26 protein-coding genes and 2 pseudogenes are annotated in these 21,244 nt (G+C 43.2%); 11 read left to right on the top strand and 17 right to left on the bottom strand.

Annotation, left to right across the window (positions count from 1 at the left end):
* Positions 1-36 precede the first annotated feature (36 nt).
* From Vsou_RS03850 to Vsou_RS03840, 3 genes are all read left to right on the top strand, one after another.
* Entirely contained in the window at positions 37-1,617 is a 1,581-nt protein-coding gene (locus Vsou_RS03850; protein WP_229709699.1) for an APC family permease, read from the top strand.
* 61 nt (positions 1,618-1,678) lie between these two features.
* Positions 1,679-1,999 (top strand): hypothetical protein, encoded by a 321-nt coding sequence (locus Vsou_RS03845; RefSeq protein WP_054843499.1) that lies wholly within the window; start codon positions 1,679-1,681, stop codon positions 1,997-1,999.
* 52 nt (positions 2,000-2,051) lie between these two features.
* Positions 2,052-2,567: a hypothetical protein gene (locus tag Vsou_RS03840; protein WP_188602539.1), complete on the top strand. Its 516-nt coding sequence runs from the start codon at positions 2,052-2,054 to the stop codon at positions 2,565-2,567.
* Positions 2,568-2,577: 10 nt separating this feature from the next.
* Here Vsou_RS03840 and Vsou_RS03835 read toward each other — a convergent pair whose 3' ends face one another.
* The 3 genes from Vsou_RS03835 to Vsou_RS03825 all read right to left on the bottom strand — a co-directional run bounded on the left by Vsou_RS03835 (position 2,578) and on the right by Vsou_RS03825 (position 5,780).
* On the bottom strand, positions 2,578-3,354 hold the full coding sequence (locus tag Vsou_RS03835) for an endonuclease V (RefSeq protein ID WP_188602540.1): 777 nt from the start codon (positions 3,352-3,354) through the stop codon (positions 2,578-2,580).
* Entirely contained in the window at positions 3,351-4,802 is a 1,452-nt protein-coding gene (gene thiI / locus Vsou_RS03830) for a tRNA uracil 4-sulfurtransferase ThiI (RefSeq protein WP_188602541.1), read from the bottom strand. The genes Vsou_RS03835 and thiI overlap by 4 nt, the downstream gene beginning before the upstream one ends.
* Positions 4,803-5,162: 360 nt before the next feature.
* A complete protein-coding gene (locus Vsou_RS03825) occupies positions 5,163-5,780 on the bottom strand; it encodes an Ntn hydrolase family protein (protein ID WP_188602542.1) in 618 nt (205 codons plus the stop codon).
* Between the two features lie 53 nt (positions 5,781-5,833).
* Between Vsou_RS03825 and Vsou_RS03820 the strand changes: the two genes are divergently transcribed.
* Positions 5,834-6,160 carry a hypothetical protein gene (locus Vsou_RS03820; RefSeq protein ID WP_188602543.1) on the top strand — a complete coding sequence of 109 codons (327 nt, stop codon included), beginning with the start codon at positions 5,834-5,836 and terminating at the stop codon, positions 6,158-6,160.
* A gap of 30 nt (positions 6,161-6,190) precedes the next feature.
* Complete coding sequence (locus Vsou_RS03815) at positions 6,191-8,473, top strand: hypothetical protein (protein WP_188602544.1); 2,283 nt, start codon at positions 6,191-6,193, stop codon at positions 8,471-8,473.
* A 4-nt stretch (positions 8,474-8,477) separates the two neighbouring features.
* Here the strand turns inward: Vsou_RS03815 and Vsou_RS03810 are convergent, their stop codons facing one another.
* The 5 genes from Vsou_RS03810 to Vsou_RS03790 form a co-directional block, all read right to left on the bottom strand.
* The gene (locus tag Vsou_RS03810; protein WP_188602545.1) at positions 8,478-8,786 is read right to left on the bottom strand and encodes a hypothetical protein; all 309 of its coding nucleotides are present in this window, start codon (positions 8,784-8,786) and stop codon (positions 8,478-8,480) included.
* Positions 8,787-8,928: 142 nt separating this feature from the next.
* Positions 8,929-9,234 (bottom strand): nucleotidyltransferase domain-containing protein, encoded by a 306-nt coding sequence (locus Vsou_RS03805; RefSeq protein WP_188602546.1) that lies wholly within the window; start codon positions 9,232-9,234, stop codon positions 8,929-8,931.
* 15 nt (positions 9,235-9,249) lie between these two features.
* The gene (locus Vsou_RS03800) at positions 9,250-9,366 is read right to left on the bottom strand and encodes a HEPN domain-containing protein (protein ID WP_229709700.1); all 117 of its coding nucleotides are present in this window, start codon (positions 9,364-9,366) and stop codon (positions 9,250-9,252) included.
* Positions 9,367-9,659: 293 nt separating this feature from the next.
* A complete protein-coding gene (locus Vsou_RS03795) occupies positions 9,660-10,145 on the bottom strand; it encodes a hypothetical protein (protein WP_054843505.1) in 486 nt (161 codons plus the stop codon).
* Between the two features lie 127 nt (positions 10,146-10,272).
* Positions 10,273-10,950: a hypothetical protein gene (locus Vsou_RS03790; protein WP_188602547.1), complete on the bottom strand. Its 678-nt coding sequence runs from the start codon at positions 10,948-10,950 to the stop codon at positions 10,273-10,275.
* A gap of 721 nt (positions 10,951-11,671) precedes the next feature.
* Here Vsou_RS03790 and Vsou_RS03785 point away from each other — a divergent pair.
* The 5 genes and pseudogenes from Vsou_RS03785 to Vsou_RS13275 all read left to right on the top strand — a co-directional run.
* A complete protein-coding gene (locus Vsou_RS03785; RefSeq protein ID WP_188602548.1) occupies positions 11,672-11,941 on the top strand; it encodes a hypothetical protein in 270 nt (89 codons plus the stop codon).
* A 9-nt stretch (positions 11,942-11,950) separates the two neighbouring features.
* On the top strand, positions 11,951-12,193 hold the full coding sequence (locus Vsou_RS03780) for a hypothetical protein (protein ID WP_188602655.1): 243 nt from the start codon (positions 11,951-11,953) through the stop codon (positions 12,191-12,193).
* A 172-nt stretch (positions 12,194-12,365) separates the two neighbouring features.
* A pseudogene (locus Vsou_RS03775) lies at positions 12,366-13,280 on the top strand (ATP-binding protein); the annotation flags it as partial.
* 82 nt (positions 13,281-13,362) lie between these two features.
* Positions 13,363-13,539: a PaREP1 family protein gene (locus Vsou_RS03770; protein ID WP_188602549.1), complete on the top strand. Its 177-nt coding sequence runs from the start codon at positions 13,363-13,365 to the stop codon at positions 13,537-13,539.
* A gap of 10 nt (positions 13,540-13,549) precedes the next feature.
* A pseudogene (locus tag Vsou_RS13275) lies at positions 13,550-13,846 on the top strand (PaREP1 family protein); the annotation flags it as partial.
* Here the strand turns inward: Vsou_RS13275 and Vsou_RS03760 are convergent.
* The 8 genes from Vsou_RS03760 to Vsou_RS03725 form a co-directional block, all read right to left on the bottom strand.
* Positions 13,817-14,122, bottom strand: coding sequence for a hypothetical protein (locus Vsou_RS03760; RefSeq protein ID WP_188602550.1), 306 nt, complete (start codon positions 14,120-14,122; stop codon positions 13,817-13,819). The pseudogene Vsou_RS13275 and the gene Vsou_RS03760 overlap by 30 nt on opposite strands.
* 2 nt (positions 14,123-14,124) lie before the next feature.
* A complete protein-coding gene (locus Vsou_RS03755; RefSeq protein ID WP_229709719.1) occupies positions 14,125-14,694 on the bottom strand; it encodes a sulfatase-like hydrolase/transferase in 570 nt (189 codons plus the stop codon).
* A gap of 177 nt (positions 14,695-14,871) precedes the next feature.
* A complete protein-coding gene (locus Vsou_RS03750; RefSeq protein ID WP_188602552.1) occupies positions 14,872-15,666 on the bottom strand; it encodes a methyltransferase in 795 nt (264 codons plus the stop codon).
* A 6-nt stretch (positions 15,667-15,672) separates the two neighbouring features.
* Complete coding sequence (locus Vsou_RS03745) at positions 15,673-15,930, bottom strand: carbamoyltransferase C-terminal domain-containing protein (protein ID WP_229709701.1); 258 nt, start codon at positions 15,928-15,930, stop codon at positions 15,673-15,675.
* A 19-nt stretch (positions 15,931-15,949) separates the two neighbouring features.
* Positions 15,950-16,216, bottom strand: coding sequence for a hypothetical protein (locus Vsou_RS03740; protein ID WP_188602553.1), 267 nt, complete (start codon positions 16,214-16,216; stop codon positions 15,950-15,952).
* Between the two features lie 8 nt (positions 16,217-16,224).
* The gene (locus tag Vsou_RS03735) at positions 16,225-16,413 is read right to left on the bottom strand and encodes a hypothetical protein (protein WP_188602554.1); all 189 of its coding nucleotides are present in this window, start codon (positions 16,411-16,413) and stop codon (positions 16,225-16,227) included.
* Between the two features lie 73 nt (positions 16,414-16,486).
* Positions 16,487-17,188: a methyltransferase domain-containing protein gene (locus tag Vsou_RS03730; protein WP_229709702.1), complete on the bottom strand. Its 702-nt coding sequence runs from the start codon at positions 17,186-17,188 to the stop codon at positions 16,487-16,489.
* Positions 17,173-18,147, bottom strand: coding sequence for an FkbM family methyltransferase (locus Vsou_RS03725; protein ID WP_188602555.1), 975 nt, complete (start codon positions 18,145-18,147; stop codon positions 17,173-17,175). The genes Vsou_RS03730 and Vsou_RS03725 overlap by 16 nt, the downstream gene beginning before the upstream one ends.
* 18 nt (positions 18,148-18,165) lie before the next feature.
* Between Vsou_RS03725 and Vsou_RS03720 the strand changes: the two genes are divergently transcribed.
* Positions 18,166-19,239, top strand: a complete 1,074-nt coding sequence (locus Vsou_RS03720; RefSeq protein WP_188602556.1) for a glycosyltransferase — start codon at positions 18,166-18,168, stop codon at positions 19,237-19,239.
* 622 nt (positions 19,240-19,861) lie between these two features.
* Here the strand turns inward: Vsou_RS03720 and Vsou_RS03715 are convergent.
* Positions 19,862-20,758 carry a glycosyltransferase gene (locus tag Vsou_RS03715; protein WP_188602557.1) on the bottom strand — a complete coding sequence of 299 codons (897 nt, stop codon included), beginning with the start codon at positions 20,756-20,758 and terminating at the stop codon, positions 19,862-19,864.
* Positions 20,759-21,244: the final 486 nt, after the last annotated feature.

Here is a 21,244-nt window from a genome sequence, read left to right as displayed (position 1 = left end):
GGGTAAAATTTAAAAACGGTAAATTGCTGACATAATGTGGCAAAGCCAGAAGATAAACAAAATAGGCAGGGTGTCGGTTTACGTAGGGAATTAGGGTTGTCTCATATAACGATGACTGGGCTTGTTGGTGCGATTGGTACTGGTATACTATTTAGTACTGCTAAGATGGCTGTAATGACTGGACCAGCGGTTATTTTGGCCTGGATCCTCGGCGGAATCTTCTACTCATTCATAGGGCTTACGTATGCAGAGCTAGGGACTGTGTACCCAGAGGCTGGAGGGCCATCTAGGTACTCGTTATATACACATGGTAGGATCACCAATATGATCAATGCTTTTGCCGACCTGCTCTGGTACTTATTCATACCACCAATTGAAGCTATTGCAGTAGTTTACGGAATAAACTACTTCGCACACAACCTACTAACTCCAACAGGGACGCCCACATTGCTTGGTGCAGTAGTTGCTGCCGTGTTAATACTATTAATGGTTCCATTAAATTACTTCGGCGTTAAGACCTTTGGCATATCAAATATAACGCTGGGTACGTTTAAGTTAATCCTATACTTACTGGTCGCAATTGGTATTATGGCCACAGTATTCATACCAAGCAACTTCACTGGTCTTAAGGGCGGCTTCTTACCGTACGGCTTAGCAGCAATGTTCATGGCGATTCCATACGGAATGTTTGCCTTTGGTGGTGTTAGGGTTATACCTGACTTCGCTGAGGAAATGAGGAATCCACGCAAGGATTTACCACTAGCCATAATTCTTGTTGTGGTTGCTCAAGTGCTTATTTATATCTTGTTCAGCACAGCCTTTGTTGGTGCCATTAATTGGTCTAAGTTGAATGTAACACCTGGTGACTGGAGAAGCCTAGTATTTATTAGTAAGACTAATCCGTTTCTCTACCTGAGTGGTACTTACGGGGTTGCTTGGGTTTTCATAATAACATTGATCGTTGCAATACTGGGTCCATTCATAGTTGGTTATATATACCTTGGTGGTGGTACTAGGATACTATTCGCCATGGGTAGGTCTAGGTACGTACCTGACTTAATGAGGTTCATCCACGAAAAATACGCAATACCCTACTGGTCATTAATAACATTCGGTATTATAGGTATACTATTGGCAATATTAACAGCCCCAATACCAAGCGTTTACGGGTTAATTGACGACGCAGTGGTAGCGGGTTACATGGGCTTTTTAACAAACCCGGTAGTTATGATGGTCTCGAGGAGGCAAAGTAAAGGATCAGTGTTTAAATTACCTGGCGGTTTCTGGATAGGCTTAGTGGCGTTTATAGGTGCCAGTTACATAGTGTATTGGTCTGGATGGCCCGCTGTCCCATATGCTATGGCCTTCGTATTTATTGCCTCGGTAATCTTTGGGCTAATCTATAAAGTTAAGGAGCACATCAAGAATGCGGCGTGGTATATAGTCTACATAATCATATTAACGCTCATGACGTACATTGGCCAAACAGCCGGTGGACCTGTAATACTGATATCCTTCCCATGGGATATGGTGACGGTCACAATACTAGCCATAATCTTCTACGTATGGGGCATACGCTCAGGACTACCGCAACCATATACAAAATATGCGAAGTAAAATCATAACAATGCACCTGAGGGTATAGTATTTTAAAATAATCGTGAATTATTAATACGATATGTCTGGCGTAACATTAATTGGCGGTAACTGGGTACTGTCTAGTTTGAATGTTGTTCCTGAGTTTAGGGTTGATGAGGGTAAGGTCATTATTAGGTTGACAGGTTGTGTTGAGGAACCAATTATTAAGGTTGTGTGTCACACGGTTAACATTGAGTTGTCCCTGAAGACAAAGCCAGAGGAGGTTAAGGAGGCACTTAGGAAGGCCTATTATGAATTGCTTGAGGCCCTGGATACGAAGATTAAGGCTGCCAGGATACTCACGCACTTATACAGGGAATTGCTTAATTCATGTAAGGATGTTATTGGGATTGAATGCTAGGCGCCAGTTCACAAGCTAGTGTTTATAAAATTGAGCATTTAATTAGTAATTAATGTCCTCAGGCAATGTTAAACCACCTATTTCCGAGTCGCCACTCAGTCCATTGGAGAGACTCCAACTCTTGGTGCCAGGCTTCAGGGGTTATAAGATTAAGGACTTAATTAGGCAGGACGACTTCCTTGTCAGGAAGACAGCGGCCTCAATGCTTGAGGAGGCCCAAAAACTTATTGAGAGGATTGAGGAGGAGATCGCCCGCAATAACCCCTTCGACCCATTAATACAGCAGTACGAGACAGTACTCAGCGACCTAAGGAGCTTGATAGCCGAGGTTTGGGGCTCACCAACAGGTGATGCTGGTATGCATGATAGGTTTAAGGTCTTTCCCGAGAACCTGGAGAAGCTCGTTGAGTATGACCTAAAACTCGTCGACACAGCAAGGGCAATACTGGATTCTGCCAAGTCCAGGGCTAATCCTCAAGTCATTGATTCAATGATTAGGGATGCCAGGACCTACGTCATTGAGAGACAGAAATTACTAATACCCGAGAAACTCGGTGAGAAGTGGTGATTAATTAGTCCTAAGATAGGTAATTACCCATTGATGCCTTACATTCACTATCCAATTCCTCAAAGGTCGTCTCACCCATAAGTCTCTTTGTGATCCTCCTCTTTAGGCTATTGGCCGTATTGTGTGAGTGCAGTATTGGTATTGGCATTTGGGAGCCAACGCACATCCTCTTAACAAGATTAACCGCACTGCCCAGCGAGATCCCATAACCAACACTAACATACGTAGGCTTAGTGGGTGCACATTGTACTGTCCATCCAATAACCTCATTGGTACTTACGTCAAGCACCGGCCCCTCGGTTCCCTCCATCCTACCGTATAGTAGTGACTTCGCAACACCAATAGTAGGAATGCGTAGACAAACACCAAAGTGACTGGCAATGCCGAGTCTATATGGGTGCGCCCTACCATGTCCATCAATGAGAACTACCTGGGGCTTGGTCCTCAACCTAAGGTATGCATTAACCACAGGCTTCAACTCCCTGAAGGAGAGTAGGGTTGGCACGTATGGGAAGATTATTGAACCAACCCAACAACTCCACTCGATGATTGATGACCTACTAATGGAATACGTACTGGCCACAGAAATCCCTATCTCCGTATCCTTATGGTTAATGTATGCGACATCAATACCCGCCACCAAGTCAACATTGTTAATATTGATTAAGTCCTCCTCAACAACCCTACTAGCTAATGCCATCTGGATCTTCCTGGCAACATCTAAGTGGAAACCCCTGGGTACCCTGGATTTCACGTAATTCTCGTTAGGCCCTCTCGACATTCTCATGGTGATCCCCTCAGCCTATTAATGTCTATGGAGAAAGCCCTGAAGCCCAGCCTCCTAAGCTCGAGCGCACCCCACCTACTACTCAAGCCCCTACTGCAGTATAACACATATGTCTTGTTTCTACCCAGGGATTCGACTGTATTTACGAGTTTGTCAATATTGACATTCAGAGCACCTGGGTAATGCCATGTCTCATACTCGTCCCTACTCCTTAGGTCAATGATCACCGCGTTATCTGGCACGTGATCAATCTCCAAATCACCGGTTCCAAGCATTAACTCATCAATGACCTTAACAGCCGAACTAGCCCTCAATGTAACGACGCTATTCAGCAGATTATTAATGAGACCTTGATCGAGCTTCCTCAACTCATTATTTAACTCATCAATTGAGACCTTAGTCCTGGGTCTCTCGGAGAATAGGGCGCAGAACTCCTCAGTCCTCATGGACTCTCCATAGGTACCTATTTTCTTAGCGTAATCCACTATGTCATCCTTATCAAGCCCAATCAGTGGCCTGTAAATGGGTAGGTCAATACCATACTCAATGGCCATTAGGTTATGGAGGGTCTGCGATGACACTTGCCCCAGGGACTCACCGGTCACAAGGCCCAGGGCACCTATTGACTTGGCTACCCTAGACGCAACCTCATAGAGAATCCTCTTAAACAATACACTCCACATGCGTGGGTTTGCCTTAGCCCTAAACTCATTAATCAATGATGAACAGTCGACTATGAAGAGCCTCGGGTCATAACCAATAGACCACCTATTAAATAGTTCATGTGAAACCCTGAGGAAATTAATCACATCAATTGGGTAGGCTAATGAGCAGAACAATGCATCGACGTAGGAACCCCTCTTCATCATGAACCAGGCGGCCACGGGTGAATCAAAGCCACCGGATATCAAAGCCAGTAACCTACCCTCAGAACCAAGCGGTAAACCACCAGGCCCATTAATCACTTCAGTAAATAAATACGCCTTATCGTTCCTAACCTCAATGAACAGTTCAATATCAGGCCTCTCGAGATCAACACCGGCACTGAACGGCTTTAGGGCCGCACCGACGGCCTTAGCCACATCCAATGAGGTGAAGTTATGTGAACCAACCCTGTGAACCCTAACCGCGAACCTCCTACCCCTAACCAAGTCCCTCCACTCATTAACGGCAACGCCAACAATGTCATTAATGTCCTTGAACACGTAGGCCTTGACCGGCGACAATGACTTAACACCAAAGACCCTACTAATCACGTTAATGCCGCCCTTAACCTTATCGTCAGGAACCTCAACAAACAACCTACCCTGGGACCTGGCAATCCTAGCATCAACACCAATACTCCTCAAGCCACTGAGTACGTTATGCATGAGCAATCCCTCCATCATTGACCTAGTGCCCGGTCCCTTAATTGCAACCTCACCATACCTAACCAGGATCAAAGCCATACAACAACTATCAAACAAAGGAGAAAACTGGCGAATAAAAATCTACCTCAACATCAAACAAGGCATTAATGGCACCACTAACTTCCACTACAATAAACCGCATTACCAATCGTTGGTAACACAAAATGAACCAACAATGACTGGGCATTTTGAGGATCAGCAAAGACCAATTTCATCAATCATCAGCCCCGTGGAGGCACATCACGGGTAAAACCACATGGTGGCGGTTATTAAGTCTTTATGGAAAAGGCTAATAATTCCACTTTAATGCTATTTACCAGCCCCGCCGGCGTGGGCCGACTGAGTTGGGATTGGCCCACCGATGAGGCCGTGCCCCTCCAGGACGGGGTACATCACTTCTTATAATCGCAATGGCTGTAGTGGTATCGTCTCTTCGGTGGAGCCGCTCCTCGTTATTGTAAGTATGTCAATACCGTCCCCAGAAACTGGATCCCTGGAGATACTCTGGTTTATTGCCTTAATAGCTAATTCCCTGGCCTCCTTAACGTTCATCCCCTGCTTGTAATTACCCTCGAGCACCGCAATCGCCAACTTGTTTCCCGTACCTACGGCTGCATAGTCATCCTCAATTAATGAACCAAGCGCATCCATGATGTACATGTGCGGCCCCTCATCATCAACACCACCAACAAGAACCTCCACGAAGTATGGAAATACCCTGTTGGAGAATAGTACGTATGAAAGGAGCTTAGCCGCCGACCTAATGCTCGGCCTTGTCTTTGTGTCCAGGGCATAGAGCGACATGTATGCCTTGGCGATCTTGGTGAGTACCTGCATATCGGCCAGTATGCCTATTGATGCAATGCCAATGTTATCATTAACCCTAAACACCTTCCTACCAGACCTACTGAACATAGTGAACCCGTAGGCAACCCTCTTCTCCGCAGCCAGGACAACGCCATCACTGGCCTTAATCCCAACCGCGGTACCTGTAATTAATTCCTCAATAGATGACATCAAACCACTAAAATAGGCATGCCTTTAAAAAGTTATACCGGGTTACCGAATTAATGAGCACGCTAATCAGGGATGAGGGGGATACCCACGTTGAGTGCGACATGGACTATAGCAAGTATGTCATTAATGGCATTAACTACGTGCCATGCATAATAAGGATTAATGAACTCGGTAAAGTAATGGATATATTAATGAGCTATGTAAGGGGTGATCACGTACTTAGTCAATTAATGATTAATGCTGTCGGTGATGAGTTGAGGATTGAAATGCCGATCACAATAATGAGTAGTGGTAAGTCCCTGGGCGAGGTAATTAATGAATTAATATATCTAATAATTGGTATTAGGCACTGCCTACACTCAATCGAGGTAAAGCATTAAAGATGTACCGCATTATAATCATAATCATTCATGAATCGTGAATTAATAGCCAAATCACTAATTGGAGCGATCACGTACATAGTCAGCGTGGTTGAGATAATCTACGTTTGGCTACAGCTATTCAATGGGAGCGGTTATTATTATGACCTTGGGGAGTTAATTATGAAGTCCCTGGGCCTGGCGAGTATTGGCGCTGGTGATCTTGGGCAAAGCCTATTACTTGGCCCGTTGGCAATGAGTGGCTACTTACCAGTATTTATGGCGCTCCTTATAATGATTACAAACTCATTAATAGCAATTTACACATATAAACTAAGTAGGGTCAGGGGTTTGGGTATTGGCCCCGTAACCGCCATAGTCCTTGCATCAATAATCAACGCCTCATTGATCAACTCAATCACGAACCCATGGCTACCGCAAGCAATATCAACGGCACTAGCCATAGCCATGTACTACTACATCGATAATAATGATAGGCTAGTTAGTACAGCCCTATCGGCATTACTAGCCTTCCTAAGCCCAATCACGGACCTACTCAATGTCCTAGTCCCAATAACTCACTGGTTCGTTAAGAGGGAGTTTAATGAGTCGAGTCAATACGTAATGACGATAGGCCTAATAGCATTCACGTACTACTGGATAGCCGGCGCCTACCCGCTGACCCATGTGGTGACTGCGCAGGAAGTACTGAACAATATGATTTACTTACTCTCGACCACGTCATTCATGCAGTTGGCTGTCCTGGGCACGGCAGTACCAGCCCTAGTAACGGCTGTACTTGGTGGCATGGGCTTTACAGCGATAGTCCCCGCACTACTCATAATAACGCTCATAGAAGCCCTACATAAACTGCGCGAGAATAAATTGGCCGTACTAACGCTCGCGATAGCCCTAATAATCACGGCATTGACCACGCCGATATCGCCAATGTGGCCCCCATACCAAGGGACTGGGCAGGTGGGCATTAATTGGGAGCCATTAAGTAAGGATTACGCCTACATTTATGGCCTTGCATCACTTGCGCCAAGGGGCTATATCGAGAGCACGGTACTCCCGGCATACTCCTTAATGGCCATAAACCCAGGTAGGCAGGTCATAGGCTATATAATGCCCATCAGCCGGGTAAATGGTACGTACGCAGTGTGCGGTGATTACCAACTCGTGATTAGAGACTACACCGGCCCGCTAGTGGTGAATGATTATGACGTGGCGGCTAATCAATTAATTATTAACGCCATAAACTATACCGAGAACCACCCCTCAATAACAATACCTGGCGGGCTATACCAAAGTAGCATCTCGATAAGTACCGGTGAGTTGACAATACCGCCAGGTACGTATGTAGTGGCTACAGCCATCGACATATCACGAATACCCCAACTTATGTCAACGCAACTCACGGGTGTGGTATTACCGGTGAGTAGAGGATCTGTGGTATCCTTTAACCTTAGGTTAAATATCACTGGAAGGATCCACAACATCATTATTTACGGAGTCTCATACATAGACCAACCAGCCACCCTCTCATTGGCACTACTCAGGGATGGGCAGGTAATCGCAGACTCAACTGCCGAGGCGCCACCAATTACGCAGGGTATGAAGCCATACCCAATAACCTTCAACTTAAACACCAATGTCGAACCAGGAATCTACGAAGTAAACATACGTACGGACCAACCATTAATACTATACGTGACTGAAGGTTCGGGCATGGAAATAATCAGTGATAATACCACGTTTAATTACCCAAGTACTGCGCCCACATACGCTGTGACATACACGATAAACGGGACAACACCCACAAGATCCATATGGTTCTTAGTATCAATGAACGTAGCAAATCAATCAATAGCTACAAACATAACGAGAGGCGGATTATACGTACTGAGGGGTGTGATTACGGTTAATGAATGGATTAACTCATCAATAGACCTACTAATAAAGACAAACGCAATGGTAATATTCACGAACATCACCGTAAACCCAATATTAATAAAGCCCATGGAACCAACGCACTGCCCAACACCAACAGTCATCAAGGCACTCGAGGAACCGGGCAAGTCGTTATTAATGAGCCTGGCGGCATTACCAATAGCCGCCGCACTGCCATTAACATCAAGGCCGAGACTCAAGCCAAGGCTAAGGAAGGCACTACTAATCCTTGGACTCACCCTAATGCTACTATTCTACATAGCCTGGGCCCTGGGCTTCACAAACATAGCGCCACAACTCTACGAACCAGCGGTGCTTAGGGCCTTCGGCATATTATTCATAATAGGTTTAATCACGGCAATAGCCTCAACGGTGATGTAAGTCACTAATCACCGTCAGACTGACCAAGAAGTCTCATTAAGGCCCTATAATGCTTCAGAAACTCACGACCCCTTCCACTAACCCTATTAAACCTACAAACCCTCTGGGTCCTAGGGTCACAATAATCATCATACCTCTCAACAAGCCCCAAATTCCAAGCCAAGAGTAGCAGGTCCTCACCATAACCCCACATACGCAGGTAACCAAGCAACTCACGGGTATAGGGATCACGACCCTTACGAGACTCAAACTCCTCAATAACCTCAAGCAACCTCGCCAAACCAAACATGGGAACCTCCGGTCTCTGACCCATTGCGTTACTAATCATTAGTAACTAAATAAGTAAAATGAATTCCCAGGGAGCTTTGCATGGAGAAAGGTTTATAAAAGCGTTACTAATTATTGGTAACGCGAACGGTCATTGAGCAACCCTGTCCCAATGGTTGGGTCGCCGTTCATCGCTTACACTGCTTCATTAGCTCCTCTGGGTCGCTTATGATTGGTATGCCGATTCTTAATGATTCAAGCATAATGTTGTTATCCGTGTGGTGTTTGCAGAATTCGTCGAGTGTGTATACCATAACCTCCACATCGCCCAGTGGTGACCCAATTACCTTAGCTCTAAATGGTGGCTCACCGCTCACTATAACCATCAGGTCTATGTCACTCATACCCATCACAAACTCACCACGAGCCAACGAACCGATTATGAAGATGGCAATGGGGTTCAGTCCACTGATGGCTTTATTAATAGCTTGCACCAATTGGTTTGGGTCCTACTGAGCAAGATAACAGGCCTTTGAGTACCTACCAAGCCTCATTAAATCAATTGCCGCATCTAAATCATCCCTAGCCTCATCCAGCCAATCAACCCAACGCTGGTAAGATGGCATAACAAAGATTAAACCCTAAAGATAAAAATGCTTCATATAACGGTAATGAACCAAATACCCTTGAGAATGGGTAGAGATGGCTACGGAACTTAGGAGATCCACTGAATGAACTTAGTAATTGGTTCAGTAAATCCTAGGGCACGACTAACTACCTACACGTTTGTGATTTCACGGAGCGAAGTTTAGACCGGATGTAGTGAGGGTTTGGCTTGAGTACAATGAGGGTGGGTTAATAAAGTACGACGTTTTTACGGATATTTAGTATTGAGGATTATAGTGGCAACGGTGTATCTCTACTCCTTAGTTATAGTAGGGTTCACAGGGAGCATTACATGTATTTTTAATTGCGTGGTACCCAGCATTATTGTTAATGAACAATTCGTAATACGTAAATCAGGCATCACACTCTCATTGCAATTAACATTATTAGATAACTTTTTCAGAGCATCAACGAATGAATGGTCCTTAGTTATGAATGTGGCATTAATCATACTGGCATGAACCGCATTAATGGCATCCCTACCTAAAGCCCTTAGCACTTTTTTCTTACCATCTTTAACTAGCTGTTTGACAATGCCATACAATTGGTATACAATATCTAGGATTTTATTATCCGTATTGATGACTTTTATTTTAAGACTTGAAATAACGCCATCGGTCAAGTAATCCACGTAATCCTCAAGTGTTTGATTTATTGGAACTGTAATCACGACAGATTCAACGGCTCTGTCAACAAGCTTTAATAGAAACTCCCTCTTAACTAAGCCACTTATTACCATATTTCCAAGATTTTAAAGACGGTGTTTATCAATAAGGTACAAGATGCATAATGCTCATTTAGGTACTTTGTATCGTGTGTGCACAGGTAATATTCAACGAGGATACTTGTATCGATGAATAACGCACTCATCCTAATTCCTCATTTAAATCATCTTCCGTGAATCGTATTCCATGCTCGTACATTTCCGAAAATATAGCACATGCTCCTAAGAACGCATCAACTGCATCGTAATTAAACCCCACATCCTTAAGCACAATGCTTGCCTCAGTCTCCTTACCGTAAAGAGCCAAGTATGCTGCAGCCAAGAGATGCTTCGCATTATTGAACTCATTAATGAGGGCATTATCAATGGCCATACCCAGAAGTAATAGGTACTTATCAATGAGCATACTCCCAACCCTAATACCCTTGTAACGAGCCCTGCAAGCCATATGCATGAGAATACCACCCAAGCTCCTATATAGATTAAGCGCCTTTCTAATCTTTGTACCATTATCATCATTATCACTAATCCTAAGCTCCTCAAGCATCACCTTAAAATCAGTACTCAATAAACCATACCCAGCAAACGCACTAAGTACTGAATGAATAATCTTTGCGCCATCAACAACCACATCAATCACAGCCCACCTATCACTAATCCTGCCAATGATGTAATTAATGTCAGCATCAACATCACGCATAACCTCACTAGCCAATGTCACACAGTCCTCACCAACACAATCCCTCAACGACTCAAGAACATCAGCACCACGCCTGAACAACGCATAAATCAACCTCCTATTCAACTCCTGAAATTCCAACTCGCCTAACCCCCGCCCGATAACTAAGCTCATAATTAAACCAAACCAAGCGATTATAGCACTAAATCTACTTAAATTTTAACCGATCTAAGTTAATAAGCCAAAGCGTTCCCCGCCTACCGTGTTTGATTACTTTTAATCACGGTAGGTGGTTCATCACGCTTCCGCTCGGAGCCCCTCACCGCAGTGGCTCACGGCACTGCGGCTCTCGGAACCCCGAGGTCACCAAAGGGCTTATAACTTCAAAGACTTATAATTTTTCCACTAACACGGTCTGGACAGGCACACGGCATCGGCACGCCTAATAGCACTAAAAAGCATCCAAAAGCAATTAGAAAACACCTAAAGTACCAAGACTTAGAGAACAGCCCTTAATGACCCTCAATAGACCTGGAACTACCCATGTACTCAAGGCATTGAGCAGGGGCAAGTACAGGCCCAAGGATCTCGTAGAGCCGATTAAAATGTTGATGAGCATTTATGGGAAAGTAAGATTAGGCATTCCATAGTTAAGCCTGCTTCACAGCGCCATGAAGCCAAGTGCTGAAGAGGGCTTAGGGTTCGGATTTATTGACGGCAGTACCTGCGGCTTTCACATCGCCTTTTCCTTGCTTAGGTTTCATCCTTCATCGTGCTCCTCGGTTCATGATACAATGAATTGACCATCAATGATCGGATAAAGTATTTATTTCGGATTAAGTTCATTACCTAGTAACCTAGTATGTCCATTAGTCTCGGTAACCCCGGTGGCGTAGCCCAAGGATTGAGTAATTACCCCATTCCACCGCCCATCCAGGTAAATGTTGATAGGGAGTTTGGTAATGTGTTGATAGTCCTCAGCGATAGGTCACCCGTTAAGTCTGAGGAGGGCTTGGCCCTCATCACTGTTGGCATTGATGAGGAGGGTAGGCTGGTGTACATAAGTATCGAGCCCGAAGACAAGGACTTAGCACGCTTCATAAGTAGGGTTAGGGTAGGGCCTACCGTATAAGTGGTCCTAATGTATAATTACCTCGACTTAGACTTCGAAATAACCTCAATGAAGCCCATGGTAATCAAGGCCTTAGTCGATGACGAGGAGTTAACCATTACAGCACTACCGGTGGTGCTTAATGAACGACTGAGAAGCCTGGTCGTTGACGTGAACACGGACAAGGAGACACAGGAGAGCCAAGAACTGAACACAGGCACAATATACGGAGCGGTAATAGAATGGCAAATACATGAAACCAGGCATCAATAACTACACTAAGGAACATGACGACACCAAAACCTAAGACAGGAAAGAAAAATAAACAAAGAACAACCCATCAAACACAGTAAGAAGGATCAAGCTAAACTTCGCAAATCTAGCGGTCGAGTTAGTGGACAGAGACCTAATAATGAGACGTGTTAAGGAATAGGCCGAGAAGGGTACATACCCGGATCAGGTAGTTTATGGACCTGAGGGTTGTGGGAAAACGACATGGCTAAAACAATCCGTTGAGTTACTTAAGGAGTTGAACTTCGATGTGGTTTATGTAAATCCAGTCGAGAAGGAGGCAATGGCAGAAACCGGAATAACAGATGTCAAGGCAAGGCTAATGGAAATACTCAGGGAAGCCACGGCCAATACCTGGGTGAGGGTTGCATGGGCCGTGGTGGACATGGCCAGGGAAATCATGAAGGCAGGCGCAAAGAAGGTGGCGGTACTGGCCGACGACGTATTCCAGGCAATAGGTCTAGACAAGGTGGCGATTTACGTGAAGGGCCTGCTGGGTTTGATTGAGTACCCGCCAAGGACATACGACATAGTCATTGCGGTGGTAGCCACGAGTGAGGGGGTTTCAAAGAGGGAAATTGGGCGTCACAGGTGGGCAAACATGAGGCCCATGTGGAACATGCCAAGGGAGGGATTCAAGCAATTATACGAGCAACTACCCGGCGATAAGCCTGACTTCGACGTTATTTGGAGAATCACAGGCGGAAACCCAAAGATGCTGGTAGAACTATACAGGGCTGGTTGGAATACCGAGAAGGTAACCAGCGATCTAATAATTAGCAAAAACCTCAAGGCATTCACAGCATCATTAAGCGATGGGGAGAGGCAATTACTAATTAAGGCAATTGAAGACCCAGACACACTCATGACCAGAGACGGCATACCACTCATGAACAAACTACTCGAACAAAACCTAATCACGGAAATACCGGAGCGGAGAGACCCATGGTACTGGACAGGAGAACCGCCACCACAAAAAGACCCAGAACTAGGGATAGGAAAAGACCTAGCCTGGCAAACACCACTGCATAGGGAGGCGGTTAGGAGGGTGTTGGGAGTGCCTGGGTAGTGGTTGATGGTTGTCAACGAACGCACCGCAATACACACTCAATATAAGTATTTAAGGGAGGAAGTACGGTAGTAAATCGTGGATGCCGAAGTCCCTTGAGAGGTCCCCGCCCAAGCCGACTACCGAGGATTACATAGGTGCCAGGCTTTTAGAGACCTTAATCGAGGCTGAGCCGGCCCTGAAGCTCCTTAGCGAGGGCTTGGTTAGGAATGCCACGGGTAGGGCGTTCCAGGCTTGGAGTGCGTTTTTGACCGCCTAGGTGGACTGCCACATTACTCTTTAGTGCTGTTGACTCGATAAGTGATGGGCTTGGTGGGGAGGAGGTTAGGCTTTGGTGGAGGGCCGCCTGGTTCCTACACGTGGAGGGATTTCACGAAGCCAGACTGAAGCCAAGCCAGGTGGCGAGGGATTTAAAGCACGTGGAAGCCCTCGTAAAGCTAGCCCAGAAACACGCACAAAACAAACACAGCAAAAACCATGAGAAGCACAAGCCCAAGAACCCTCATCGAGTACTAACACATAGGGGTTGGAAACAGCTAGGTGACTGGCCCCGAATTAAGCAGTGACTTTGCAACCTCAGCAATCCTCCCAGCCACAGACCCCTCGCAACCACCCTCCTCGACGGTCTCCATACTCTCGTTATACGTAAAAACGCACCCACCTATATAGACCCTAATCCTGTGGCTAAAGAATTCCATCAACTCATCAGTGCCTATGGACTTAACGTCTACCTTATGATAAGGGATTAACCCGAAGCTCTCGGCGATCGCCATACTCGTACCAACCACATAATCCTCATCATCATTAATCACAGCCCTAACTATTGACGGAATCCCCGTCAAACTTACGAACGGTCCAACTGCCTAGGCACCCTAAACCAACCCGGCCACCTAACCCAGAACGGAACCCTAAGCAAACCATTCCTCAGGAAATAACCGTGGCCCAAACCACCATCACCAAGTAATTCACCATGATCCGAGGTAACAATGAATAAGGTATTGTCCAGGTAACGGCTTAGGTCATGAACAATCTCAATAGCCCTCTCGACAGCAAATCCAGCGTGAAGACCATACCTAAGCCTCAATGCGTTAACCACATCAACATCAACACCACGATTAAGAATCCAATCAGCAATAACGCTGTTGTAAAGATCATCACCGAGATCACTAGGTAGGTATGGGCTATGGGCCTCCATAATGTTTATCAACATGAAAAACGGCTCATTAAACCTCGATCTACTCAACAACTCCTTAATCAATCCAGAGCCCTTCTCCATCGTCAAGTCAAACAACCCAAGCCTATGCATAAACACGTCAAAATAATTCCTAAGCGAATACATAAAATCAAGCAGGGCATCACCAAACCCACCACGCCTAATGAAACCCACAAAACACCCAAACCCCATCCCTACCATACTCACGAACCCACACATAATAAAGCCTAACGTGATTCAACGAATAAAACCTACCAGGAACTAAACTCTAATCCCAATGTCTAAATGTCCGACGTTACCGTGATTTTAACATTATCAGTTATAAGAATTATCGCTAAAGATCGAGTTGCCGGCTTTATGATTATTAAAAAGGGTCAATTAGGTTGATTTTCTGTTCCATACAAAATAGAATTTTGACATAGAACTAATATAATCTATAAGTGGTTTATAACGAATATTTAGCCCAAGTGTAAATGCTAACTTATATGCATCATACGGTAACCTCTTCACTATCTTTGAAAGACCCCTATTAACATTCCATCCTCTTATGGATATATACAGTGCCTGCATTATATCCTCCAGTTCCGGTTTTATAACTCCAACATACTTAAGCCCTCCCTCATTTATCATCCCTACAAAATCCTTCACGTCAGATCCTTCGGTATTTTCGACTAGTATTACGTTTGCACCATTATTTAAATACTTATGAATATTCAAATAAAACCTCCTATGTAAATTCCACCCAGCGTCATAAGATTTTAATAATTCAATTTCATTGCATTTAACGATTCTACAGTAATTTCTAACCGTATTTTCATTGAAATGCGGTGGATTACCCACCACCAAATCAAACCTTTCATCCTCCGGAATCCCATCAAGTACATCTGAAATGTAGTACCTCACATTACCCCTTAACTTATTCTCATCAACCGTTAGTTTAACGTAATTAATGGCCTCAGGATTTATATCGGCAACCACTAACTCCTCACATAAGCCATGGACCAATAGGGAGAAGCCTATGAAGGCTGGGCCTGAGAATGCTTCAAAACATACCTTAGATCTTCCTATAAGTCTCCTTATTATAGGTACGTAAAGTTGACCAAAGCTCGTCCCGCCTCCGTCCAACTCCTCATCATAAAATACCTTTACCTCATTAATCCTGAACGCCCTCATTATTTTTCACCTCTTTTTTATTATCCAGCCTTGTATGTATATTGCGTCTAGTCCTCCGAGGGCGAAGGATTTTAGGGCGTCGCTTGGTGTTTCTACCAGTGGTTCTCCTGCTAGGTTGAAGCTTGTGTTCAGTATAATGCCCTCGCCAGTCAGGTCCTTGAAGGCTTTTATGAGTTCGTACCAAGTTGGGTTCTCGTCCCTCGCAACCGTCTGTGGTCTCGCAGTCCCATCAACGTGATAGACTGCTGACACAACCTCCTTCACCCTGCGATGATTAACCACCTTAAAGCTTTTTGTGGAAATGAATTATTGAGTACGTACCTGGAAATACCACATTAACCTTAAAACCGCACTCGCTCAATTTATCAATTATTGGCGATGGTGTACCATGAACCTCCATAACATGCTCATCACCATAACTAATAATATCGCGTGGTAGCGTAAGTAGTGAGTACTCACAACCCTCACAATCAAACTTAACAACAAAATAACCCACCTCACCATATCGAGAACCTAGCTTCATAAAGCCCTGGCCCATGGCGCTCTTCATTCTCGATCCTAATCCAGGACTAGACTTATCAATATCAAGGTAAAAGGACCGATATCCCTAAACCATAAACCAGCATTCACGACCTTAACAATACCCTCAACACCATTCAACCCAACGCATAAATAAGCCTGGCACTCCCACCAACAATTATAGTGCTGTTTATTAACTAAAGTACTAACATCCAATACTTTAAACACATTTCATCTCGTTGGTGAATCCTTGCAGTGTAACTATGCTACTTGGTATTTTTATGTTGTTACGTGTTTTGGGTTAGGATACTGCCCTCGTTAGTAGCCGCCTCAGTGTGCCTGGCATTGTGCTTGCGAGTCTTGAGTTTAGTATTGTTAGGGTTACCCTCCTCAGTATTGGCATGTCGTCTAGGCTTGGTATGTCTCGAGTCCTCCTGCCCAAAATCATTGAGTAGAGCTCAATGTTGAAGAGATCTGCTGGCCTCCAATTCATTGGCTTCCTAGCCTTCAGGAACACGCCGGGTTCCATTGGATCCCTCATTAGGGTTATTATTTCGAAGTCCCTGAATATCCTAGCCATGTCACCAACCTCATAACGCCAGAAATCAAAGGGGTATGCGTGGTATGGGAAACCCCTAGACCTTGTTATGATGAATATGAGTCCTCCGGGCTTTAACACAAGCTTCATGGCATTAACCACAACCCTCCAATTACGGACATGCTCAAGCAACTCCGTGGATACCACAACATCAAACCTATTAACACCAAAGACATTGACCATGAACTCGGCCGGCGTGACAACATCAACGAAGAGCCCAGGCTCAAGGTCAATACCAACATACAGCCTTGGCTTTAGGAACCTCTCAATGAATGGCCTAACACTACCATTAACATACCTACTACCAACCTCAAGAACCGCCTTACCGAGGAATTCACCTGGCTCGGTATTGTTGTGGAAGAACTCGAGAACGGCCACATTGCACATGGTCACACCCTCAAGCACGAAAGCATCCCATGCCTATCCAAACCGATTCTCACGGCTATTTGGTTGTGTGCGTACCTCCTACACCTGAATCCCGCTGATTCGACTCTGTTCATTAGTTCATCAGCCGTGTAATTCCTCAAGTATCCACTATACTCAATCTTTAGTACGTCGAAGAGCCTTAGGGTGTTTAACTCATTACTCACCACATCCCACTCACAACCCTTACAATCCATCTTCAAAGCCCTAACTCTAAAGGCATTAATGTCAACCCCCAAGCTCCTAACGTGGTTTAATAGTGAACTTAACGTAAATGACCTAACCTTAACACCCTTACCCTTCTTAAATATGGAGGCTTCACCATCAATCCTACCCTCTACTGCTATTTCAACACTTCCATCCTTATCAGCTATGGCAGCATTTATCGGTAATATCCTTGACTTGAGTTCAGGATTTAATTCAATATTCCTGAGCATAGCCTCAAAGTGGTATGGGACAGGTTCGACTGCCACAACGAAGGCGCCGCGTTTAGCGAAGTAGAGCGGTGTATCGCCTATGTAAGCGCCAATATCAACAACAAGCCAACCATCAAGATTAAAGCCGAGGAAGTGGATTTCGTAAAGCCATGTCTCGAAGAGCACGGTTAAATCCATGGAATCCTCACCACGAAGCTTAATACCATCTGGTGCTATGAACAACTCATCACCATTCTTACTAATTACAAGCTTGGCAATGCCGCCAAGCAGGAGCTCCATGGAACCACCGCACTTAAATTCAGTAATGAGGCCATCATGGTATGCATTAATGATGAATGAGTACATGCCTGGGCTCAGCCTATAACTGGCGTCACCGCACTTAACGGTTACGAAGTCCCTACCCAACCCATGCCTAGTGAGGAGGTACTTAAAGCCAGCACTAAGCCAATTACTGAATAAACGCCTACTGGCCAATGCCACACTTAAATCCCTAATAATGCCCATTGGTTAATCATAACGTTAATGCTTAAATGTATTATCATTGGCATGAATGCTGTGGCTAGGGCGTCTGTGGTTTGGCTTAATTACAATAGCATGAGGTTCATCGACATTGCCCTGGAGAGCCTTAATTCCTTCCTTAGCCTTGACTTTGATGGTTATGAGTTGGTTGTTGTTGATAATGCCTCCACGGATGGTAGCTTTGAGCGTATTAGGAGGTTCATTGAGGAGAAGAGGCCGAGTGGTGTTAGGGTTAAGATAGTACGCAATGAGAGGAACCTCGGGTACGCTGGCGGCATGAACGTTGGTTGGGAAGCCAGGGACCCAGACTCGAAGTACGTAGCCTTCGCAAACAACGACCTAATACCAACACCACAATCACTAACCAAACTAATAGAGCACATGGAAGGCAATGAGGGGGTAGCTGCAGTAAGCGGATTAATATATTATGGCGATGGAAGAATTATTTATTCAGCAGGAGGGTGGGGTGATGAGCTATGGTTCTTTGACGATATTTGTAATGGATTCGTAATTGACGAATGCCCAGGAATCAATAAGGAGCACCATGTGACATACTCAGATGGAGCATACATGGTGGTGAGGGTCGACGTCGTAAGGAGGACGATGCCAAATGGCAAACCATTCATAGACGAAACATTCTTATATCTAGACGACGTCTTGCTAGGATTAGTATTGTGGAACATGGGATATAAATCTATGTATATACCAATAAATGCTGGATTGCATTTTACTAGTATGACTACGAGAGGTCCATTAATATCTCGATATGTAATAAGGAGTTTTACTGCGTTAAGCATAATCGTAGAAACTAAATATTCTAATACTACGAAGCATTTGTTAATGATCAGGCGAAGTATTGGTAATAAAATTTTATGTTTATTTAAAGATGATTTTTGCTTAAAGTACTACGGTTATATTGATGGAATAAGACTTGGAAACTATCTCAGATCAGTCTTAGGAACTCTGAATCTCTATAAAGCGCCTTATGTTAAGGTTAGTATTTATGATTTAATAAAGGAAGCACTTATGGTAAGAGGACGAGTAAAAGTTACGCATAATATGCTAGTAAATTCATGAGTGTTAAGCTAAATGCATTATACATATTTCATTACATTACTTTCTATCGCTTCTTATAATTCACAGTGGTAATAAACCGCACGTCTTCATAAACATTGTGCCAGTATGATAATTATTATGTTTTTAAGAAACTTAATGAAATTTAGATAATACATATTTTATAATTTATTTTCAATTAGCTTTATTAATTGTTTAACAACCAAGTCCCATGAAAAATATTTTGCAATATAAGTATCAATATTATTACATAATTACATATAAAGCTATAATTATCATTACATAAATTGACTAGTTCTTCAGCAAATATCTTTCATTAAATTCATTAATAAACTCTACGCTATTAACGTTATTAAATATTGAGTAAGGACCCCGTATCCTGTAAGTAATTACCGATGTCTTAAGTGCCATGGCTTCTGATATTGTTAAGGAAAATAATCACTATGAGATGGAATATATTGATAGTGACGATTTCGTACTTCATATTATTAACGAAGCCTAAATATTCGATATATAGCCATAATCTTTATGATTCACTTTCTACCATATATCATGGAATTAACTGCATGTAAATAGTCTATCTCAGAAAGTTAAAAAGATTTTCAAGCAAACTCACTCGAAATAATTATTCATGTAAAATATTATTGCAATCGATTAATCCCTTTGATTTTGATAAAGCGTAAAGAAACTGCTTAATTGAACCGTATAAAAGATAGATCATGTGTCTTACAGTACCGTATATTATTCCGTACCATGAAATTGAATACCTTAACCTAACTGCTTGAGAATTCTTAATCCTTATTTTTACTTTTTCATCAGTATCAATCCCATATTTAAGTAACAATCTATATTTTATAATCGTCTTCTGCGCATCACTCATAAAACCTGAGCTTATCGGTGAATTTAGGTGTATTATACCTATTTCATTTATTGCGCTTTTCCACCCTTTACAATTTACGTAGTGATGCAACCATGCATCTTCATAAACATGGAGCCAGTGCGGTATTATTACATCTCTTATTGCATCTCTCCTATATAATGTGTCGTGTGTTCCGCCCCTTATTTGGAACGCCCTTATTAGGTATTCCTTGTACGAGTCGCCTAGTAGTTCCACGTATTCCTTCCTCCTATTATCAAGATCCCAATTAATACCCCAGATCTCACCCACGGCTGGGTCTTTCATTAACTCTTTAGAGACTTCCCACCAACCAGGTCTTAATATCGCGTCATCATCTAAGAAAAATAACCATTCACTAACCGTATTCTCCAAGAACGCGTTTATTGCCATTTGACGCGCTAATGCCCTGGTAGGTTTTTCATAAGGGCTACGTAGTATTAAGATTTCTTTATTATGCTCACTGGCGAAATCTCTAACGATTAACTTAGTATTGTCGTTACCATCATCAACAAGTATTATCGTGTCATAAGGAACTTGCAAACTACTGAACAACACCTTCTTAAATATGTTCGGACCAATACGACTTACAGAATTCTTCACAATCATCGATAAAGTAATGCTCATTACGACTATGACTTATGACTATTTTTAAGGTTTAATTCAATGCCCATTGCTTTTGAGAATTATAGTCTCATTACATATATTTATTCCCGTAACTTTATCATTAATAATACAATTTTTTCATTTTTACCTTATAAAACTTATCTCCTTAAGTCTATGCATTAAGTTCAGGTATTTATAGATATATATTAAGCAATAACAGAGATTAATAAGTTAAATTTAGTAAAAATAAAGTACCTAAGATTATATCTTATAATTTTATGTTAATCAACTTAAAAGGTAAAAATACTATAATTTTAAAGTTTACATAGAAAAATCTAGATTATATTTCTGTGCAATTGAATTATTAAAATCTGCGGTATTACTTTAGGGGATAATTGAACGTTGCAACGATATGTAAAGGACTACCTTAAATTCATAGTATATAAAATAAGTATAAGATTAGCATTGGGTATTTCATCAGCATTAAGAGGTAACACGTAATTAATG

This window comes from Vulcanisaeta souniana JCM 11219, assembly GCF_026000775.1.
Classification (GTDB): Archaea; Thermoproteota; Thermoprotei; order Thermoproteales; family Thermocladiaceae; genus Vulcanisaeta; species Vulcanisaeta souniana.
This window is presented reverse-complemented; position numbering and strand designations above follow the sequence as displayed.

What these genes read in the sequence shown, in the direction of transcription:
- Vsou_RS03845 (WP_054843499.1), top strand. Translation starts at nt 1,679, where the DNA reads ATGTCTGGCGTAACATTAATTGGCGGTAACTGGGTACTGTCTAGTTTG.
- Vsou_RS03840 (WP_188602539.1), top strand. Translation starts at nt 2,052, where the DNA reads ATGTCCTCAGGCAATGTTAAACCACCTATTTCCGAGTCGCCACTCAGT.
- Vsou_RS03835 (WP_188602540.1), bottom strand. Translation starts at nt 3,354, where the DNA reads ATGAGAATGTCGAGAGGGCCTAACGAGAATTACGTGAAATCCAGGGTA.
- thiI (WP_188602541.1), bottom strand. Translation starts at nt 4,802, where the DNA reads ATGGCTTTGATCCTGGTTAGGTATGGTGAGGTTGCAATTAAGGGACCG.
- Vsou_RS03825 (WP_188602542.1), bottom strand. Translation starts at nt 5,780, where the DNA reads ATGTCATCTATTGAGGAATTAATTACAGGTACCGCGGTTGGGATTAAG.
- Vsou_RS03820 (WP_188602543.1), top strand. Translation starts at nt 5,834, where the DNA reads ATGAGCACGCTAATCAGGGATGAGGGGGATACCCACGTTGAGTGCGAC.
- Vsou_RS03815 (WP_188602544.1), top strand. Translation starts at nt 6,191, where the DNA reads ATGAATCGTGAATTAATAGCCAAATCACTAATTGGAGCGATCACGTAC.
- Vsou_RS03810 (WP_188602545.1), bottom strand. Translation starts at nt 8,786, where the DNA reads ATGGGTCAGAGACCGGAGGTTCCCATGTTTGGTTTGGCGAGGTTGCTT.
- Vsou_RS03800 (WP_229709700.1), bottom strand. Translation starts at nt 9,366, where the DNA reads ATGCCATCTTACCAGCGTTGGGTTGATTGGCTGGATGAGGCTAGGGAT.
- Vsou_RS03795 (WP_054843505.1), bottom strand. Translation starts at nt 10,145, where the DNA reads ATGGTAATAAGTGGCTTAGTTAAGAGGGAGTTTCTATTAAAGCTTGTT.
- Vsou_RS03785 (WP_188602548.1), top strand. Translation starts at nt 11,672, where the DNA reads ATGTCCATTAGTCTCGGTAACCCCGGTGGCGTAGCCCAAGGATTGAGT.
- Vsou_RS03780 (WP_188602655.1), top strand. Translation starts at nt 11,951, where the DNA reads ATGTATAATTACCTCGACTTAGACTTCGAAATAACCTCAATGAAGCCC.
- Vsou_RS03770 (WP_188602549.1), top strand. Translation starts at nt 13,363, where the DNA reads ATGCCGAAGTCCCTTGAGAGGTCCCCGCCCAAGCCGACTACCGAGGAT.
- Vsou_RS03755 (WP_229709719.1), bottom strand. Translation starts at nt 14,694, where the DNA reads ATGGTAGGGATGGGGTTTGGGTGTTTTGTGGGTTTCATTAGGCGTGGT.
- Vsou_RS03750 (WP_188602552.1), bottom strand. Translation starts at nt 15,666, where the DNA reads ATGAGGGCGTTCAGGATTAATGAGGTAAAGGTATTTTATGATGAGGAG.
- Vsou_RS03740 (WP_188602553.1), bottom strand. Translation starts at nt 16,216, where the DNA reads ATGAAGAGCGCCATGGGCCAGGGCTTTATGAAGCTAGGTTCTCGATAT.
- Vsou_RS03725 (WP_188602555.1), bottom strand. Translation starts at nt 18,147, where the DNA reads ATGGGCATTATTAGGGATTTAAGTGTGGCATTGGCCAGTAGGCGTTTA.
- Vsou_RS03720 (WP_188602556.1), top strand. Translation starts at nt 18,166, where the DNA reads ATGCTTAAATGTATTATCATTGGCATGAATGCTGTGGCTAGGGCGTCT.
- Vsou_RS03715 (WP_188602557.1), bottom strand. Translation starts at nt 20,758, where the DNA reads ATGAGCATTACTTTATCGATGATTGTGAAGAATTCTGTAAGTCGTATT.